Here is an 18,276-nt window from a genome sequence, read left to right on the forward strand (position 1 = left end):
GTACTTAATAGCTTTAGCTATTAAGTACAACTATATATGCTAGGCAAATAATAGGATGCGATGAGCCGCATTGAGACCGTAAGGTCTCTTTTTTTAATACATAAAAAGTGAAGTGCTTTAAATCATCAATGAAGAGCGGGGCTCCAACAAAGAGAATTTTGGTAGAAAATTCAACAAGCAATGCAAGTTGGGGTAAAGGAACGCTACGATCTTAGTCAAGCTAAGTGAGTAAGAGAGAGACGAAAAAGAAGAAAAATGCGAATGATTGACTCAAATCAAGTTTAGCTCAGCAGTTTAAATAGTTCTAATAAAATTTTATTAACCATTTTTCATAAAGAATAAAGACTAAATTTTAAATAAAATAAAATCGGAGTTACATGGAAATTATTCCACTTAACTCCGATTAGTTTTTACACTAGTTAAATTAATAAAGAGTATAGCATTTTGTTTTCATTAATATATATATTTGAAGGATCAAATATACTTACTTTTTCTTTTAAATGTTGTAAATCTGCGTGATCCTTAAGTTGAATACCAATAATAACTGTACCAGTATTTTGAGATGATTTTTTTAAATACTCAAATTTGGTAATGTCATCTTGAGGGCCGAGCACATCATTAACAAATTCTCTTAGAGCTCCTGGTCTTTGAGGGAAATTAAGGATAAAATAATGTTTCATTTCTTCATATAAAAGTGATCGTTCTTCAATTTCTTTCATACGATTGATATCATTGTTACCACCACTAACTATACAAACTACAGTTTTTCCTTTAATTTGTTGACGATAGTTTTCTAAAGCAGCAACACTTAATGCACCCGCGGGTTCTGCTATAATAGCTTGCTTAGAGTACATATCAAGTATTGTTGAACATACAGCGCCTTCATCTACTTGAACATAGTCATGTACTTTAGATTTAGCTATTTCAAATGTTAAGTCACCAACTCTAGCTACTGATGCACCATCTACAAATTTATCAATTTCTTTCAATGTAACTACTTTATTATTAACGACAACAGATTCATACATACTACTAGCCCCAACAGGTTCTACGCCAATAATATTGGTCTTAGGAGAATAATCATGGAAATAAGTACTAATACCTGAGATTAGTCCTCCACCTCCTATAGCTGCGAATAAATAATCAAACTCAATATTTTCATCTTGAGATTGATGTATAATTTCTTTAGCTAGGGTACCTTGACCAGCAATTGTATAAACATTGTTAAATGGATCGATAAATGTCATATCATGTTGTTTAGTATAATCTAATGCTTCAGCTAGACAATCATCAAAGGTATCACCAGTTAATTTTATTTCTACATTTCCGTTTCCAAAAAACTGAACTTGATTAATTTTTTGTAGGGGAGTAGTTACTGGCATAAAAATGACAGCATTTAAATCTAACTTTTTTGCAGTGTAAGCAACACCTTGAGCATGATTGCCTGCACTAGCACATGTAATACCCTTATTTTGAATTTCTTCAGATAATACGGAGATAGCATTATAGGCACCTCTTAGTTTGAATGAACGTACCCATTGTAAGTCTTCTCTTTTCAAATATACTTTACAATCATATTTTTGAGATAAATAATGATCTAATTGTAAAGGAGTCTCTTTTACTGTATCTTTAAGACGTAAAAAAGCTTTATCGATATCTTTTGTTGAAACTGTTGTTTTTAATGTCATAATAGTCCCACCCTAATGTGCTTTTTCATATTTTTCAATTAAATCTTCATACTGTAATGTTATATCTATATCATCTAATCCATGAATGAGTTTATTTTTCCAAGTTTCATCTATATCAAAATGGAAAGTTTTCTCCGGCGATGAAACTGTTTGATTTGGTAAGTCAACTGTAATTTCTTTAAAGCTTGCTAAATGCTCTCGAGAAGTTTTATCTAATTTAATAGGTAACATAGCATTTTTTGTACAATTCATGTAAAAAATATCACTATAGCTTCCTGCAATAATAATACTGAATCCATAATCTTTTAATGCCCAAGCAGCGTGTTCTCTACTGGAACCACAACCAAAATTATCTCCAGTTATAAGAATACTTGCGCCTTTATATTCTGGCTTATTTGGATTAAATTCTGGATTATCAGTTCCATCTGGTAAATAACGCCATTCATCAAATGCAAAAGGACCAAAACCTGTTTTAGATATACGTTTTAAATGAGCTTTTGGAATGATTTGATCAGTATCGATATTGTCATAGAACAATGGCACGATTTTACCTGTATAAGTGGTAATTGGTTTTATATCCATTTATATAACCACCTTTCTAACATCTACAAATTTTCCGTTAATTGCTGCTGCTGCTGCCATTGCAGGAGAAACTAGGTGTGTTCTGGCACCTTTACCTTGTCGTCCTTCAAAATTTCTATTACTTGTAGATGCGCAATGAACACCTTCTGGAACTTGGTCTGGATTCATTCCTAAACACATTGAACATCCAGGTTCACGCCATTCAAATCCTGCATCTTTAAAAATTTTATCTAGACCCATCGATTCAGCTTCTTTTTTTACAGTACGTGAACCAGGTACGACAATAGCAGTGATATTTGGATGTACTTGTTTTCCTTTTACAATATGACTAGCTTCAATTAAATCTGATATTCTAGCATTTGTACATGACCCTAAAAAGACATATCCTAATTCAATATCTTCGGCTTTTTGACCTGGCTTTAGCCCCATGTATTGATATGCGCGTTCATCATTAGAATCTTTAATAGCAGGGAATGGCGTACTAAAGCTAACACCCATTTCTGGGTTGGTACCCCAAGTGACTTGCGGTTCAAGATTTGTAATATCAATATTAATAATTTTGTCGAAATAGGCATCTTCGTCAGAATAAAGTTGTTTCCATTGTGGTATCATTTCATCTATATTTTTAGCGAATTGACGTCCTCTTACATATTCAAATGTAATATCATCTGGTTGCATCATCCCATATTTTGCACCTGCTTCAATAGCCATATTACAAATAGTCATTCTAGCTTCCATTGATAAACTTTTGATTGTTTCACCGGTGAATTCTAGAGCATATCCAGTACCAAAATCTACACCATATTGATTAATAAGATAGAGGATAATGTCTTTTGCATATACTCCATTAGGTAACTTTCCTGAAATATCAATTTTTAAATTTTTGGGTTTTGTTTGCCATAACGTTTGAGTAGCAAAAACGTGTTCAACTTCACTTGTTCCAATACCAAATGCAATTGCTCCAAAAGCACCATGTGTGGCTGTATGAGAATCACCACAAACAATCGTCTTACCTGGTTGAGTTAGACCAGTTTCAGGGCCGACCATATGTACGATTCCTTGTTCATCTGACCCCATATCAAATATATGAACACCGAAATCTTCTGCGTTTTTTTGGAGGGTAGTTATTTGTTTGTTTGCAATTTCATCTTTGATATTAAAAATATCAATAGTAGGTACATTATGATCTAAAGTAGCAAATGTTAAATCTGGACGACGTAGTTTTCTTTTTTGTAATCTTAATCCTTCAAAAGCTTGAGGCGAAGTAACTTCATGTATAAGATGTAAATCTATATATAATAATTGAGGGTCACCTACATTTCCATGTAAGACATGTTTATCCCATACTTTATCAAATAGTGTTTGTCCCATAAGATGACGCCTCCCTTAAGTGTAATCTTCTTTTAGTAGTTTAATGATTTCGGAAGTACGATATGTTCCTCCTAAATCTGACGTACATTTTCCTTCTCTAATAAATTGATAAATTTTATGTTCTAACTCATTAGCTACTGCAACTTCATTAAAACTTTCCCTTAAGCACATAGCTAAAGATAGTAACATTCCAAATGGATTAGCAATATCTTTTCCTGCTATATCAGGTGCTGATCCATGAATAGGTTCGTAAAGTCTAGTTCCATCTTTACCAAAACTTGCTGATGGAGATAATCCTAGCGAACCAGGAATAACTGAAGCTTCGTCACTTAAAATATCGCCGAATAAGTTTTCAGTTACGATAACGTCGAATTGTGTTGGTCGCGTAATCAAATGCATACTACATGCATCAACAAGTAAATGTTCTACTTCTACGTCAGGATAATCTTTCTTAACTTCATCAACAGTTTTTCTCCAAAGTTTACTAGAAGAAAGCACATTTTCTTTATCTACAGATGTTAATTTCTTATGACGTTGTTGTGCTAACTCAAATGCAACTCTTACAATTTGTTCGATTTCATCACGGGTATAAGTTAAAGAATCTAAAGCATGATGTTCTGAGAGTTCTCTTGGTTCTCCAAAATACAGTCCGCCAGTGAGTTCTCGTACAATAACTAAGTCTGTGCCCTCAACTCGATCTTGTTTAAGTGGAGAGAGGTGACTTGTTCCATTTGTAACAATAGTGGGGCGAATATTAGCATATAAATTAAGTGATTTTCTAAGTTTTAATAATCCTCGTTCAGGCCGTAAATTTGGATTACTCCATTTCGGACCACCAATAGCTCCCAATAATATTGCATCAGCATTTTGACAAGCTTTTAACGTCTCATCAGTTAGGGGAGTGCCATAGTTATCTATAGCTGCTCCTCCAAAATGATGTGTATCTATATGATAATCAAATTGATATTTCTGACTAATTTTCTCTAAGATACCTAGACTTCCATTTAGTATTTCTGGTCCTATGCCGTCTCCAGGTAAAGCAACAATGTTATAGGTCATGATTGGATACCTTCTTTCTCTTTTGTTTCAGCAACATATTTTGCATGGGCTTCAACATAAGCTTTGCAAGAAGCTTTTAAAATATCATGGTCAATGCCTATACCACTAACTTCTTTATTTTCGATGATAAGGTTAACATGAACTTCAGCTTGTGCATCAGTACCTTCAGTGACAGAGTCTATTCGATAATCAATCAATTCTGTTTCACGTTTAAATATTCTATCAACAGCATTATAAATAGCGACAATGGAGCCAGTACCAATGCTTGAATCTTGATAAATATTATTGTCTTTATCTTTAATAACAACTACTGCACTTTGAAGACCATTTGATACAAACTGAAGTTGTAAAGTTTCAAGTTGGAAAATGGCACTTTGTTCATGTTCTGAACCTTGAATTAAAGCATGAATATCACGGTCAGATACAGCTTTTTTCTTATCAGCAATTGCTTTAAATTGCTTAAACAAATTGACTTGATCTTCAGAAGTAATGTCATAACCTAATGCTTTTAGTTTTTCAGCAAAGGCATGCTTTCCTGATAATTTGCCCAGTGGTAATTCAGTTGTACTGACACCTACTAATTGTGGCGTCATAATTTCATAAGTTTCGCGATGTTTTAGAACACCATCTTGATGAATACCAGATTCATGACTAAAGGCATTTTGGCCAACTATGGCTTTATTTCTTGGAACACGAATACCAGCATATCGTGAAATCAAATCAGAAGTATTTTTAGTTTGTTGTAAATTAATTTGTGATTCTAAACCATAATGATCTTTACGAACATATAAAGCTAAAGCAACTTCCTCAAGTGCCGCATTACCAGCTCGTTCTCCTATACCATTTACTGTACCTTCAATGCGTCTTGCACCACCTTCGATTGCAGCAAGACTATTTGCGACAGCCATACCTAAATCATCATGACAATGAGCGCTATAAATGATTTCTTTATCAGATTGAACGGATTCAGTTAATGTTTTAAAAATTTGTCCATATTCAGAAGGGTAACTAAAACCAACAGTATCAGGGATATTGATGATAGTTGCACCAGCATCTACAGCAGTTTGTACGCTTTTTATTAAAAATGAAATATCAGTTCTCGTTGCATCTTCAGGTGAAAATTGAACAACTTCAAAATATTTTTTAGCATATGAAACATGTTCTTTTATTGATGCTAAAACTTCTTCTTGTGTCATTTTTAATTTATATTCTAAGTGAATAGGAGATGTAGCAATAAAAACATGGACACGAGGTTTAGTAGCTAACTTTGTTGCTTCATAAACTGCGTCAATATCTGATTTCTTACATCTAGCTAAGCCACATACTGCTGTTTTTGTTAAAGCTTTAGATATCGCTTCTACCGATTTGAAACTTCCTGTACTTGAAGCGGGAAAGCCGGCTTCAATAACGTCGACTCCCAAATTTTCAAGTTGTTTCGCTATCTTTAAACGTTCGTCAAAAGTAAAATTGACTCCCGGTGTTTGTTCACCATCTCTAAGCGTTGTATCAAATATTTGAATATGGCTACTCATTTTAATCCAATCCTTAATCCATTACTTTTCAATTCGTTTCGATTTAATAAATGGCATCATATCACGTAGATCACGGCCAACTTTTTCAATTGGATGACCAGCTTGTTCTTCACGCATTCTATAAAATTCTTTGAAACCATTTTTATTATCTTCAACGAAACTGTTAGCAAATTTACCGTTTTGAATATCTGTTAATACGGCTTTCATATTTTCTTTAACATCTGGCGTAATCACACGTGGACCAGATACATAATCACCGTATTCGGCTGTATTTGAAATTGAATAACGAACATTGTCCATTCCGCCTTCATACATCAAATCAACAATCAATTTCATTTCATGTAATACTTCAAAATATGCAAGTTCAGGTTGATATCCAGCTTCCACTAGTGTTTCAAAACCACTTTGAATTAATTTATGAACACCGCCACAAAGTACAGCTTGCTCACCAAATAAATCAGTTTCAGTTTCTTCTTTAAATGTAGTTTCAATAACTCCAGCATGTGTAGATCCGATACCTTTTGCATAACTTAATGCGATATCTCTAGCATGGCCAGTTGCATCCTGTTGTACTCCAAATAAGGAAGGGACAGCGCTACCTTCTTCAAATGTACGTCTTACTAAATGACCAGGGCCTTTTGGTGCTACTAAGAATACATCAACATCTTCGGGTGGTTGAATAACACCAAAATGAATATTGAAACCATGTGCGAAAGCTAGGGCATTTCCAGATTCTAAATTTGGTGAAATTTCATTTTTATAAACATCACCTTGAATTTCATCAGGGATGAGTACCATAACCACATCTGCTTGTTTAGTTGCTTCATCAACAGGTAATACTTCAAAGCCGTTCTCTTTAGCTTTATCAAAAGAACGTCCAGGGCGGATACCAATAACAACATCATATCCATTGTCTTTTAAGTTTTGTGCATGTGCATGACCTTGTGAGCCATAACCAATTACTGCAATTTTTTTACCTGCTAGTGCGTCTGTTTTTACTGTTTCGTCATAATATACTTTAGTCATAATAAATTCCTCCAAAATAATTTAAAAATTTGAAATATTCCGAAATTTTAAGGCGATTAACTAGTGATGATAGCAGCTCGTTTAAGATACTGTTTTTAATGAACACTAGCGCATCAAAGGTTAATCATAATTTATGCTGAATGTTGCTCTACACTTAAAACATTAATTTGTTGTTTAAGCTTATTTATTAAAATATTTAATAACTCATCGTCATCAATATTAACAATGAGTTCCATATCTGAAACGTTAGGGTCATCATTACGTTTTTTAACGTGTAATTCTTCGATATTATACTGTAATCTAACAAATGCACTTGTAATTCTATTTAATGTACTTACTTGATTCATTACTTCTAACTTTAAATGTCTTCTCATTAGTATCCCTCCATTTCGTGATTTGCTTTACCACTTGGAATCATTGGATTTACTGGCTCGATAGGAGAGATACGCACTTCGATAAGTGCCGGACCATTATAGTTGAAAGCTTCATCGAGTGTTTCTTTAAGTTGATTAGGTTTATCAATTAAGAATCCTTTAACTCCATATGCTTCGGATAGTTTCATAAAATCAGGTTGATCATTAAATACGGAATGGGAAAAACGTTGATCAAAGAATTTATCTTGCCACTGTTTAACCATACCTAACGTACCATTATTAATTAAGACTATTTTAATATTTAAGCCGTATTCAGGCAGTAAAGCCATCTCTTGATTAGTCATTTGGAAACCACCATCACCAACGAAACAAACAACAGTTTTATCAGGTCTGGCTAGTTGGGCGCCAATTGCAGATGGAATACCGAATCCCATTGTACCTAGACCACCACTAGTAACCCATTGACTGTGACTTTTGAATGGATAAAATTGAGCTGCCCACATTTGATGTTGACCTACGTCAGTAGTCACAATTGCGTCGCCATTCGTAATATGTCCAATATATTCGATAGCTTCTAGAGGTTTGCAAAATGAGTCATTGTTATCTTTTTCATATTTGAAAGGGTAACTTGATTTGTTAGTTTCACAAGTTTGCAACCAGTCATCATGATTTGGTACTTGAACATTAGCGTTTTCTAATTGTTCTAATACATTTTTACAATCTGCAACGATACCTAAATCTGTATCTATCACTTTATTTAATTCAGAAGGATCAATATCTACATGAACGATTTTTGCATTTGGTGCAAATGCATCAGGTTTACTGGCAAGTCTATCGTCGAAACGACTACCTAAATTAATTAATAAATCACACTCTGTTAATGCCATATTACTTGCATATGAACCATGCATACCTCCCATACCTAAAAATAGGGGATGATCGTATGGTACTGCACCTAAACCTAATAATGTTGTGACAGTAGGGATTTTATGTTGAGTTACAAAATTTGTTAATAGTTCATTAGATTTTGAATGATTAATTCCAGCTCCAGCTAAGACTAGAGGCTTTTTAGAGCTATTTAAATAAGATACTAATGTTTCAATATCATTTGAATCAGCTACTGTGTTGACTTGATATCCAGGTAAATCAACAGTTTCAGATAATTCTACATTAGTCGACAAAATACCCATATCTTTTGGAAAATCAATGACTACTGGTCCTTTTCTACCAGTATTTGCGACATGAAAAGCCTCATGAACAATTCTAGGAATGTCTTCTACTTTTTTTACTTGATAGTTTTGTTTAGTAATAGGGGTAGTCATTGATAATAAATCAGCTTCTTGGAATGCGTCTTTACCGATACCAGGTGTAGCGACTTGTCCCGTAAATACAACTAAAGGTAAAGAATCACTATGAGCATCCGTGATTCCTGTTATAGCATTGGTTGCTCCAGGACCACTAGTAACGACGACGACACCTGTTTTACCTGAAACGCGTGCATATCCTTCGGCAGCATGTGTTGCACCTTGTTCGTGCCTTGCTAAAATATGTTTAATTTTACCATCGTAAAATGTGTCATATAAAGGTAGTACTGCACCACCAGGATATCCAAAAATAAATTCTACATCTTCATTTTGTAACGCTTCAACTAACAATTCAGATCCTGGTCTCATTTCATTTAGTGTTTGGTTTTTCAAGTATTCAGGTTTACTAGATTCTGCCACTTTCATAGTGTCGATAGGTTGGTTTGATTCTGAAGTATTGTGTTCTGGTATGTCACTTAATTTAGTCATGAAAATCAACTCCTAATTTTAGATAAGGTTTTCGGGTACTTGCATGATTCCACCCGTATTAGCACTAGTTACTAATGAAGTATAACGTGCAAGATATCCTGTTTTAACCTTTGCTTTAAATGGTTCTAGTTGTTCTCTACGGCGGTATAATTCTTCTTCAGGTTGATCAACGTTTAAAGTTCGGTTAGTTAAATCAATTGTGATTTCGTCTCCGTCTCTGATTAATCCAATTGGCCCACCTGAAGCTGCTTCTGGAGAAATATGTCCTACAGCAATACCTCTTGTTGCACCTGAAAATCTTCCATCGGTAATTAATGCAACGTCTTTACCTAAACCTCTCCCAACAATTGAAGAAGTTGGAGCTAACATTTCTGGCATTCCAGGACCACCTTTAGGCCCTTCGTATCTGATAACTACAACATGACCTTCGCGAACAGTATGGTTATCAATTGCTTCAACAGCTTCATCATGTGAATTGAAACAAATTGCTTTTCCAGTAAATGTTTTAATAGATGGGTCTACCCCTCCAACTTTGATAACTGCACCTTTTGGAGCTAAATTACCGAATAAGATAGATAAACCGCCTTCTTTGTCATAAGGTTTTTCTAGTGAGTGTATAACATCAAAATTTTTAATTTCTTTACCGTCATTATTTTCTCTTAATGTTTTTCCGGTTACTGTAATTCTATCTGGGTGTAAAGTGCCTTCTTTCTTCATTAGTTCATTGATAATTGCTGGAACTCCACCAGCTTCATGAACGTCATGCATAGAGTATGATGAACTTGGAGCAATTTTAGATAAATAAGGTGTTTGCTTTGCTACTTCATTAATTCGTTCTAAATCGTATTCAATTCCAGCTTCATTAGCAATTGCAAGTGTATGAAGTACTGTATTAGTTGAACCACCCATTGCCATATCTAATGCGAAAGCATCATCAATAGCTTCTTTAGTTATGATATCTCTTGGCTTGATGTCGTTTTTAATATTTTCTACTAATCTAAATGCAGCTTCACGAATCATTTCTCTACGCTGATCACTAACTGCTAGGGCAGTGCCATTATATGGTAAAGCTAACCCAAGGACTTCCATTAAACAGTTCATTGAATTGGCTGTAAACATTCCAGCGCATGAACCGCAAGTAGGGCAGGCATTTTGTTCCATATCTAGAAATTCTTCTTTAGAAATAGAACCTTCTTTGAAAGCACCAACAGCTTCAAACATTGATGATAAAGTTAATGCTTTACCTTGGGCAGATAAACCGGCTTTCATTGGACCACCTGAACAGAAGATAGCTGGTACATTTGTTCTAACTGCTGCTAGTAGCATACCAGGTGTGATTTTGTCACAGTTTGGAATATAGAAAACGCCGTCAAACCAATGAGCATTGATGACTGTTTCTGCTGCATCAGCAATGATTTCTCTAGAAGGAAGAGAATACCTCATTCCAATGTGTCCCATAGCAATACCATCATCTACGCCAATAGTATTAAATTCAAAAGGAATAGCGCCTGCTTCTCTAATAGCTTCTTTAGCAATGTCTGCTAGTTCTCTTAAATGTACGTGGCCTGGAACGATATCGATATATGAATTACAAATAGCAACGAATGGTTTGTTCATATCAGTTGGATTTTGAAGTGCGCCCGTTGCGTGTAAAAGACTTCTTGCTGGAGCTTGGTGATCTCCTTTTTTGATCATGTCGCTTCGCATAATTAATTCCCCCGTGTATTATTTTAGAAAAATAAAAAACGCCCCAAAATTTTTTGGGACGTTCATAAGTCCCATTCAATTACAAATAGGACTTAAACATTTAGTAAAAGGATTAATTACTAAAGTTCCAGCCCTTGAGAGTATAATAAAATAATATTGTTTGAAGTTGTCGTTGAATATTGATATGTGTGATTAGTCATTTTATTATACTCCCTTCACTGAATGGTAATTTATTCTGAATAGTTTGAAATTTATAAACTTAATTTACTACATAGAGAAAAGCGTGTCAATAATATTTTAGAATTTTCTTACAATTCATTTTAAAAAATTGTTAATCATATTAACGAAGAAATTAGAGTCAAAATTTGTTACACTAAATAAGTTAATAAAATTCTTGGAAAATGAAAAACATTAATAGGAGAATGGCCTATGATTAATATTAAAGACAAAGATGAAATGAAACAATTTGCTAACCAGTTAGTTGAGTTAATTGAACCAAACGACTTAATTTTATTGAATGGAGATTTAGGTGCTGGAAAAACGACACTTACACAATTTATTGGTCTAGCTATGGGTGTTACACGTACGATTAATTCACCAACTTTTAATATTATTAAATCTTATAAAGGTACAAACTTAAAGTTGCATCATATGGATTGCTATCGATTGGAAGATTCAGAAGAAGATTTAGGATTTGATGAATATTTTGAAGATGAGGCTCTTACAGTGATTGAGTGGAGTCAATTTATCAAAGATTTATTACCAAAAGAAGCTTTAGTTATTAATATAAAAGTTATAGATGAAAGCCAACGTCAAATTACACTTGAAGCTGAAGGGAATCATTATATTGCTATGAAGGAGGCACTTGAACAATGAAATTATTGTTGATAGACACTTCCAATCAACCTTTATCAGTTGCCATTACAAACAATAATGAAACAATTGCTGAAATTAATAATAATTCCAAAGTAAATCATTCAGTGCAGCTCATGCCTGAAATCCAACGTTTGTTTGAACAAAGTGGTATTTCAAAACATGATTTAGATGGAATTGTTGTTGCAGAAGGACCAGGATCATATACTGGTTTAAGAATTGGTGTGACTACTGCAAAAACACTTGCTTACGCATTAAATTGTAAATTGTACGGTGTATCTTCATTAAAATCACTAGCAGCTTGTATAAAAGAAGATTATCGACTTTTAGTACCAATATTTGATGCAAGACGTGAGGCAGTATATACGGGTATTTACCAAAGACAAAGCGATGGAACATTAGAAACTATTTTAGAAGATCAATACATTTCTATTGAAGATTTAAAATCAAAATTACATGAATTTAATCAAAAATATCTATTTATAGGACAAGATACTTCTAAGTTATCTCATTTATTAGAAGGGGAATGTATAGATCAGTTACCACAAGCATCTGTGATGAGTGAACTTATTAGTCAACCTGCTGATATTCATAGTTTTGTTCCAAAATATCATAAAATAACTGAGGCAGAGAGAAATTGGATAAACCAACAAAAGAACAGTTAAATATAAGAAAAATGAGTATAGATGACGTTCCGTCGGTGTTTGACATAGAAAGAAATAGTTTTAACGATAGTTCATGGACAATTGATGCATTTTATCATGAAATTGAAAAGAATGAGTTTGCAAATTATTTTGTCATAGAATTTGATAATACTATCATAGGATATTTAGGGTTATGGATAGTGATTGATCAAGCACAAATTACTACTATTGCAATTACTGAAAAATTTAGAGGTTATGGTTTAGGGCAACTTCTATTAAAATATGTTATGAATTATGCAAGTCACAAATGTGAAATGATGAGTTTAGAAGTAAGAATAGATAATATAGTAGCGCAACATGTTTATCAAAATCTAGGATTTCAATATGGTGGTAAACGAAAAAATTATTATGGAGAAGGGCAGGATGCATTAGTGATGTGGGTGAATTTAAGTGAATAATAATCAAACTTTGATATTAGCAATAGAGACAAGTTGTGATGAGACAAGTGTAAGTATTATAAAAAATGGAACAGAGATATTATCGAATACGGTTTTAAGTCAAATAGAGAGTCATAAACGTTTCGGTGGAGTTGTGCCTGAAATTGCAAGTAGACATCATGTTGAAGGGATTACAACAACGATTGATGAATCTTTACAAACGGCTAATGTATCTATGAAAGATATCGATGCTATAGCTGTAACTCAAGGACCAGGTCTTATTGGAGCATTACTTATTGGCATTAATGCTGCAAAAGCTTTAGCGTTTGCATATGATATCCCATTAATACCTGTTCACCATATTGCTGGACATATATATGCTAATCATTTAGAAACACCGCTCACATTTCCACTCATAGCCTTAATTGTTTCAGGTGGCCATACAGAATTAGTTTATATGAAAGATCATTTAAATTTTAAAGTAATAGGTGAAACAAGAGATGATGCAGTAGGTGAAGCATATGATAAAGTAGCTCGCACAATTGATTTACCTTATCCTGGTGGACCTCAAGTTGATCAATTAGCAGCTAAAGGCCAAGACACTTATCAATTTCCTAGAGTATGGTTAGAAAAAGATAGCTATGATTTTAGTTTTAGTGGATTGAAAAGTGCAGTCATTAATCAATTGCATAACCAACGTCAAAAGGGACAAGATATAATTCCAGAAAATGTAGCAACAAGTTTTCAAAATAGTGTTGTAGAAGTAATAACTACTAAAGCTATTCATGCATGTAAAGCTTATAATGTTGATCGACTAATTGTTGCTGGTGGCGTAGCCAGTAATCGTGGCTTGAGAGAAAGTATAGCCAGTCAGTGTGAACAAAATAATATTCAATTAACAATACCAGCACCAAAATTATGTACTGATAATGCAGCAATGATTGGTGCTGCAGGTCACTATTTATATTTAGCTGGTAAACGTGGTGATATGGCTATGAATGGCCAAAATAATATTGATATAGAAGATTTTACAATAGAATCTACTTTATAAAACAAAAGTCAGTAGTGAGAGAAAAATAATTCTCAAACTACTGACTTATTTTATTGATTCTCAACTTGTTGTTTAGCACGCTTATATATATCGTTAGGAAATTGAGTCAGTCTCAATAACTCTATTGCATTTCTAGTATTCGCCTTACCTGGTTTAATTTTAAAATCGAAATCAATAGAATCATTCTTAATAGACTCATTAAAGTGATAATTAATGAAACTTGGACTTAATAATGATGATAGTTCAATATCATGTGTTGCCGCTAGAACATAATAGTTCGGTATATTATTTAAATAGGTTAATACCGATTCAGAAGCGGCAATTCTTTCTGTTGTGTTTGTGCCTTTAAATATTTCATCTATAAAACAATATATTTGTTTATCAGTTGAAATATTAAATAAACGTCTAATGGATTTAAGTTCAGCCATAAAATAACTATCTCCAGATAGAACATCATCTGCATTAGCCATCGATGTGAATACTAAGCCAGGTACATATTTAAATTGAGAGGCTGTAGCAGTCTCTATTGATTGGGCTAAAATTAAATTAAGTGCCACTGCTTTCATAAAGGTAGATTTACCAGAAGCATTCGAACCAGTTAATAAAATATTTTGATTAATAGATAAATCATTCGGTACAGCATCTGTAATTAATGGATGCGTTAAATCTTCAAAATCACATAAATAATGTTGTGTATCTTGTGATTGTATTATTTCAGGTTCGCAATATTCATCTAAAGTTTCTTGATATAAAGAAATAGCATAGTGATTATCTAACTGACCAATATAATCATAACAATTTAATACTTCTTCTAAATATTTATAATAACTATTTTGTATAATGTGAAAGATTGTATAATCTAGCATGAAAATAGTTTTAATTAATAAAATAAAGGCAGATGCAAAATCGCCACCTTCTATTTTTACTAATAAGCCACTTAAATAGCGAGCACTTTTAAAATGATTAAAGTTTACATTTAAATCTGGTGTTCCTTCAATTTCAGTTAATTTCTTACTTTGACTTAAAATATTTGCAGTATAAAAAATAGTTTTCAAATCTTGCTCATAAGTCTTTTTTAAACTCACAGATAAAATAATATTAAAAACACAAGTTAATATGAGTACCATAATTCCATTAGATGTATTAATAAACGTATAGACTAAAGCGATAATTGGTAATAATGGTGCAAACATAAATAAGATGTTGCCCTTAATTGGTTTTAATTGATCGGGAAAGTGAGGATACACACTTTTACCAATTTGTGCTAAATGGAAAGCAACTTGATTTCTAAATGAACGATTATGCTTAAAATAACGTTTTAATTCTTTATTATTTGCTTTAAACATACCACGTAAAGTAGCATATAATCTCATTTCACCAATGGCTGTAAAGTTAAAATTCATAGATTGAAATAATGCATCCATATTTAAATCTGACCAAGTTTTATTATCTATAAGCGAATTTTCATCATAATTAGAACGATATGTTTGATATTGATAATCATATCTGGCATTAGGTCGAATAAACTTTTCTAATTTTTGACGATTTGGCCATAATTGATTAATTTTTGTAACGAGTTGTTTTTTATTAAAAATCGCAGAAATAATACTCACTATTGTAGTTAATAAAACAATACCTAACACAAATAATAGAAATAAACGGACATCATCCATAAAAAAGCTCCTTTATGTATTATTAACGTAATTATTTCATATCATTATTTAAGAAACAATGAAGTATGTAATATTTATATTAATTTAATGTCAATAGGGAACATGCGTACTTATCAACAAATAGTGCACAACTTGTGGATAAGTAGTGTTATTTACTGTGGATATTAGCTAATTTTTTCTGAATAACTTAAAAAATGAGTAACATATTACTTGTGGATAACTAGGATAACTCTGTGGATAGCTATGAATAAGGGGACTTTTAATGTTAATAAATATTAAATTAAAAATCAGAAAAAAGACACTAAAATGTAGAAATCTACATTTTAATGTCAGAAAGTAAAAAGGATATTTATAATTTTTCTTGTAATTCTTCCCATTCAATCATAGCTTGTTCTAATTCTTGTTCGGTATTAGATTTTAGTTCAGCTAGTTCATTTGCTTTAACAGGATTACTATATACTTCAGGTTGCATCAATTCATTATCAATAGACTCAATTTTAGTTTCACAACTTTCAATTATCTGCTCTCGTTGCTCAATTTCCCGTTCAATTTTGCGTTGTTCTCGACGACGTTGTTTTTGATCATCGTATGAATTTGTCATTGTTTGGTTATTATTTTGTTGATGAACGGACTGAGATTCTTTATCCTCTTGGGCTTTTAAAGCGGCAGCTTCTTCTGTTTTATCAATATAGTATTGATAGTTACCTAGATACATTTTGCCACCATCATGATCTAAATCAAATACTTTATTAGCTAGTTGATTAATGAAATATCTGTCATGAGAAACAAAGATGATAGTCCCTTCAAAATGCTCTAGCGCTTGTTCTAACATTTCTTTTGAATCTATATCTAAGTGGTTGGTAGGCTCATCTAAAATTAAAACATTATCACGTTGTAACATTAATAAAGCAAGTTGAAGTCTTGCTTTTTCGCCACCTGATAAATCATTTATAATTTTTTTGACATCATCTTGAACGAATAAGAATCTACCTAATACGGCACGAATATCTTTTTCATTCATATTTGGATATTGATCCCAAACATAATCTAAAATAGTTTTATTTGATTTAAACTCAGCTTGTTTTTGATCATAGTAACCCATATTTAAATTAGCACCATATGTGATGTCACCTGCCAATTTGGATTGACGATTGGCAATTGTTTTAATTAAAGTCGTTTTACCAACACCATTAGGTCCAATAATGGCAATATGGTCTCCTTTTGAAACCTCCATTGTGATAGGTTGGGTAATAGGCGTTTGGTCATAACCAATTTCTAATTGTTTAATATGCATAACATCATTACCAGTATTTCTATCAAAACCAAATTGAATATTAGCGCTTCTAGCATCAATCATAGGTTTGTCGATGCGTTGCATTTTTTCTAATGTTTTACGACGACTTTTTGCCATTCCACTTGTAGATGCACGTGTAATATTTTTTTCAACAAACGTTTCAAGTCGTTTGATTTCTTCTTGTTGTTTTTCATATTCTTGCATACGTTTTTCATAATATTTATCTCTTTGTTGTATAAATTGTTCATAGTTACCTATATAACGTTTTACTTCACCTAGGGCTACATCATAAACTTGAGTAATGATTTTATCTAAGAAATATCTGTCATGACTGATTATGACAATTGCACCTTTAAAGTATCTTAAATAATCTTCTAACCATTTTGTTGTTTCTAAATCAAGGTGGTTAGTAGGTTCATCTAGTAATAGCAAATCAGGTTCATTAAGTAACATTTGTGCAAGTGATAATCTTGTTTTTTGACCACCACTAAAATCATTAATAGGCTTATCAAAATCTTCTTCATTAAAATTCAAACCGTGAAGGACTGTTTTAATTTTACTATCATATTGATAGCCTTCAAGTTGTTCAAATTGATTAGATAGAGATTCATATTTTTCCATATGTAATTGATAGTCTGGTGTATCGTAATCTCCAGCATGCTTAGCTAACCAATCAGTTTCTTCGTTAATAAGGGATTCAATATTTTTAATATGTTCAAATGGTTTCGACATCTCTTCATAAACAGTGGCATTTGAGTCTAATGTCATTTGTTGAGTTAAATAGCCGATTTTAAGATTTTTAATTTTTGAAATATGACCACTATCATAATCTTCAGTACCTGCTATAATTTTCATAAGCGTTGACTTACCAGCACCGTTTCGGCCAACTACACCTATGCGTTCACCAGTTTTAACTTCAAAATCAACGTTAGTAAAGATATCTTCACCATCGAACGATTTAGATATGTCATTAAGTTGTAAAAGTATCATTCGACTTCACCTTTCTATATTAGCGATATCATTATAAACTATTAATATAGTTTGATATGTTTAAAAATTTGTTAATCATATTATTCTTTATTTTACAGTATTAAGTCATGTCTTGAAACTAGGATATTTATTTTTAAATTTTATTAATGTATAATTAGCAAGTATTCATTGTAAACAATTAT

At 32.6% G+C, this 18,276-nt stretch carries 15 protein-coding genes; 4 read left to right on the top strand and 11 right to left on the bottom strand.

Annotated elements, in window-relative coordinates:
- Nucleotides 1-419: 419 nt before the first annotated feature.
- From ilvA to ilvD, 9 genes are all read right to left on the bottom strand, one after another.
- A complete protein-coding gene (gene ilvA / locus LFT63_RS11310) occupies nt 420-1,688 on the bottom strand; it encodes a threonine ammonia-lyase IlvA (protein WP_029056082.1) in 1,269 nt (422 codons plus the stop codon).
- Nucleotides 1,689-1,700: 12 nt separating this feature from the next.
- The gene (gene leuD / locus LFT63_RS11315) at nt 1,701-2,270 is read right to left on the bottom strand and encodes a 3-isopropylmalate dehydratase small subunit (RefSeq protein WP_017638121.1); all 570 of its coding nucleotides are present in this window, start codon (nt 2,268-2,270) and stop codon (nt 1,701-1,703) included.
- Nucleotides 2,271-3,641, bottom strand: a complete 1,371-nt coding sequence (gene leuC, locus LFT63_RS11320) for a 3-isopropylmalate dehydratase large subunit (RefSeq protein ID WP_218047370.1) — start codon at nt 3,639-3,641, stop codon at nt 2,271-2,273.
- 15 nt (nt 3,642-3,656) lie between these two features.
- Nucleotides 3,657-4,700, bottom strand: a complete 1,044-nt coding sequence (gene leuB, locus LFT63_RS11325; protein WP_340769234.1) for a 3-isopropylmalate dehydrogenase — start codon at nt 4,698-4,700, stop codon at nt 3,657-3,659.
- Complete coding sequence (locus tag LFT63_RS11330) at nt 4,697-6,232, bottom strand: 2-isopropylmalate synthase (protein WP_340769236.1); 1,536 nt, start codon at nt 6,230-6,232, stop codon at nt 4,697-4,699. The genes leuB and LFT63_RS11330 overlap by 4 nt, the downstream gene beginning before the upstream one ends.
- Before the next feature lie 21 nt (nt 6,233-6,253).
- Nucleotides 6,254-7,258, bottom strand: coding sequence for a ketol-acid reductoisomerase (gene ilvC / locus LFT63_RS11335; protein ID WP_340769238.1), 1,005 nt, complete (start codon nt 7,256-7,258; stop codon nt 6,254-6,256).
- A 131-nt stretch (nt 7,259-7,389) separates the two neighbouring features.
- Entirely contained in the window at nt 7,390-7,632 is a 243-nt protein-coding gene (locus tag LFT63_RS11340) for an ACT domain-containing protein (RefSeq protein ID WP_029056077.1), read from the bottom strand.
- Nucleotides 7,632-9,425: a biosynthetic-type acetolactate synthase large subunit gene (ilvB, locus tag LFT63_RS11345; RefSeq protein WP_340769242.1), complete on the bottom strand. Its 1,794-nt coding sequence runs from the start codon at nt 9,423-9,425 to the stop codon at nt 7,632-7,634. Before ilvB ends, LFT63_RS11340 begins: the two co-directional genes overlap by 1 nt.
- Before the next feature lie 18 nt (nt 9,426-9,443).
- On the bottom strand, nt 9,444-11,132 hold the full coding sequence (gene ilvD, locus LFT63_RS11350; RefSeq protein WP_340769244.1) for a dihydroxy-acid dehydratase: 1,689 nt from the start codon (nt 11,130-11,132) through the stop codon (nt 9,444-9,446).
- 429 nt (nt 11,133-11,561) lie between these two features.
- Here ilvD and tsaE point away from each other — a divergent pair, with 429 nt between their 5' ends.
- Genes tsaE through tsaD form a run of 4 tightly spaced genes read left to right on the top strand, consistent with a single transcriptional unit; the run spans nt 11,562 to nt 14,137 of the window.
- Nucleotides 11,562-12,008 carry a tRNA (adenosine(37)-N6)-threonylcarbamoyltransferase complex ATPase subunit type 1 TsaE gene (gene tsaE, locus LFT63_RS11355; RefSeq protein ID WP_070452059.1) on the top strand — a complete coding sequence of 149 codons (447 nt, stop codon included), beginning with the start codon at nt 11,562-11,564 and terminating at the stop codon, nt 12,006-12,008.
- A complete protein-coding gene (gene tsaB, locus LFT63_RS11360; RefSeq protein WP_029056075.1) occupies nt 12,005-12,670 on the top strand; it encodes a tRNA (adenosine(37)-N6)-threonylcarbamoyltransferase complex dimerization subunit type 1 TsaB in 666 nt (221 codons plus the stop codon). The genes tsaE and tsaB overlap by 4 nt, the downstream gene beginning before the upstream one ends.
- Nucleotides 12,643-13,107 carry a ribosomal protein S18-alanine N-acetyltransferase gene (gene rimI, locus LFT63_RS11365; RefSeq protein ID WP_029056074.1) on the top strand — a complete coding sequence of 155 codons (465 nt, stop codon included), beginning with the start codon at nt 12,643-12,645 and terminating at the stop codon, nt 13,105-13,107. The genes tsaB and rimI overlap by 28 nt, the downstream gene beginning before the upstream one ends.
- Nucleotides 13,100-14,137: a tRNA (adenosine(37)-N6)-threonylcarbamoyltransferase complex transferase subunit TsaD gene (tsaD, locus tag LFT63_RS11370; protein ID WP_017638110.1), complete on the top strand. Its 1,038-nt coding sequence runs from the start codon at nt 13,100-13,102 to the stop codon at nt 14,135-14,137. Before rimI ends, tsaD begins: the two co-directional genes overlap by 8 nt.
- 50 nt (nt 14,138-14,187) lie before the next feature.
- Here tsaD and LFT63_RS11375 read toward each other — a convergent pair whose 3' ends face one another.
- Together LFT63_RS11375 and LFT63_RS11385 are read right to left on the bottom strand one after the other, a co-directional pair.
- The gene (locus tag LFT63_RS11375) at nt 14,188-15,810 is read right to left on the bottom strand and encodes a MutS-related protein (RefSeq protein WP_340769248.1); all 1,623 of its coding nucleotides are present in this window, start codon (nt 15,808-15,810) and stop codon (nt 14,188-14,190) included.
- A gap of 349 nt (nt 15,811-16,159) precedes the next feature.
- Complete coding sequence (locus tag LFT63_RS11385) at nt 16,160-18,094, bottom strand: ABC-F family ATP-binding cassette domain-containing protein (RefSeq protein ID WP_340769250.1); 1,935 nt, start codon at nt 18,092-18,094, stop codon at nt 16,160-16,162.
- Between the last annotated feature and the right edge of the window lie 182 nt (nt 18,095-18,276).

The organism is Staphylococcus sp. FSL H8-0121, assembly GCF_038008425.1.
GTDB classification, from domain to species: domain Bacteria; phylum Bacillota; class Bacilli; order Staphylococcales; family Staphylococcaceae; genus Staphylococcus; species Staphylococcus pasteuri.

What these genes read in the sequence shown, in the direction of transcription:
- ilvA (WP_029056082.1), bottom strand. Translation starts at nt 1,688, where the DNA reads ATGACATTAAAAACAACAGTTTCAACAAAAGATATCGATAAAGCTTTT.
- leuD (WP_017638121.1), bottom strand. Translation starts at nt 2,270, where the DNA reads ATGGATATAAAACCAATTACCACTTATACAGGTAAAATCGTGCCATTG.
- leuC (WP_218047370.1), bottom strand. Translation starts at nt 3,641, where the DNA reads ATGGGACAAACACTATTTGATAAAGTATGGGATAAACATGTCTTACAT.
- leuB (WP_340769234.1), bottom strand. Translation starts at nt 4,700, where the DNA reads ATGACCTATAACATTGTTGCTTTACCTGGAGACGGCATAGGACCAGAA.
- LFT63_RS11330 (WP_340769236.1), bottom strand. Translation starts at nt 6,232, where the DNA reads ATGAGTAGCCATATTCAAATATTTGATACAACGCTTAGAGATGGTGAA.
- ilvC (WP_340769238.1), bottom strand. Translation starts at nt 7,258, where the DNA reads ATGACTAAAGTATATTATGACGAAACAGTAAAAACAGACGCACTAGCA.
- LFT63_RS11340 (WP_029056077.1), bottom strand. Translation starts at nt 7,632, where the DNA reads ATGAGAAGACATTTAAAGTTAGAAGTAATGAATCAAGTAAGTACATTA.
- ilvB (WP_340769242.1), bottom strand. Translation starts at nt 9,425, where the DNA reads ATGACTAAATTAAGTGACATACCAGAACACAATACTTCAGAATCAAAC.
- ilvD (WP_340769244.1), bottom strand. Translation starts at nt 11,132, where the DNA reads ATGCGAAGCGACATGATCAAAAAAGGAGATCACCAAGCTCCAGCAAGA.
- tsaE (WP_070452059.1), top strand. Translation starts at nt 11,562, where the DNA reads ATGATTAATATTAAAGACAAAGATGAAATGAAACAATTTGCTAACCAG.
- tsaB (WP_029056075.1), top strand. Translation starts at nt 12,005, where the DNA reads ATGAAATTATTGTTGATAGACACTTCCAATCAACCTTTATCAGTTGCC.
- LFT63_RS11375 (WP_340769248.1), bottom strand. Translation starts at nt 15,810, where the DNA reads ATGGATGATGTCCGTTTATTTCTATTATTTGTGTTAGGTATTGTTTTA.
- LFT63_RS11385 (WP_340769250.1), bottom strand. Translation starts at nt 18,094, where the DNA reads ATGATACTTTTACAACTTAATGACATATCTAAATCGTTCGATGGTGAA.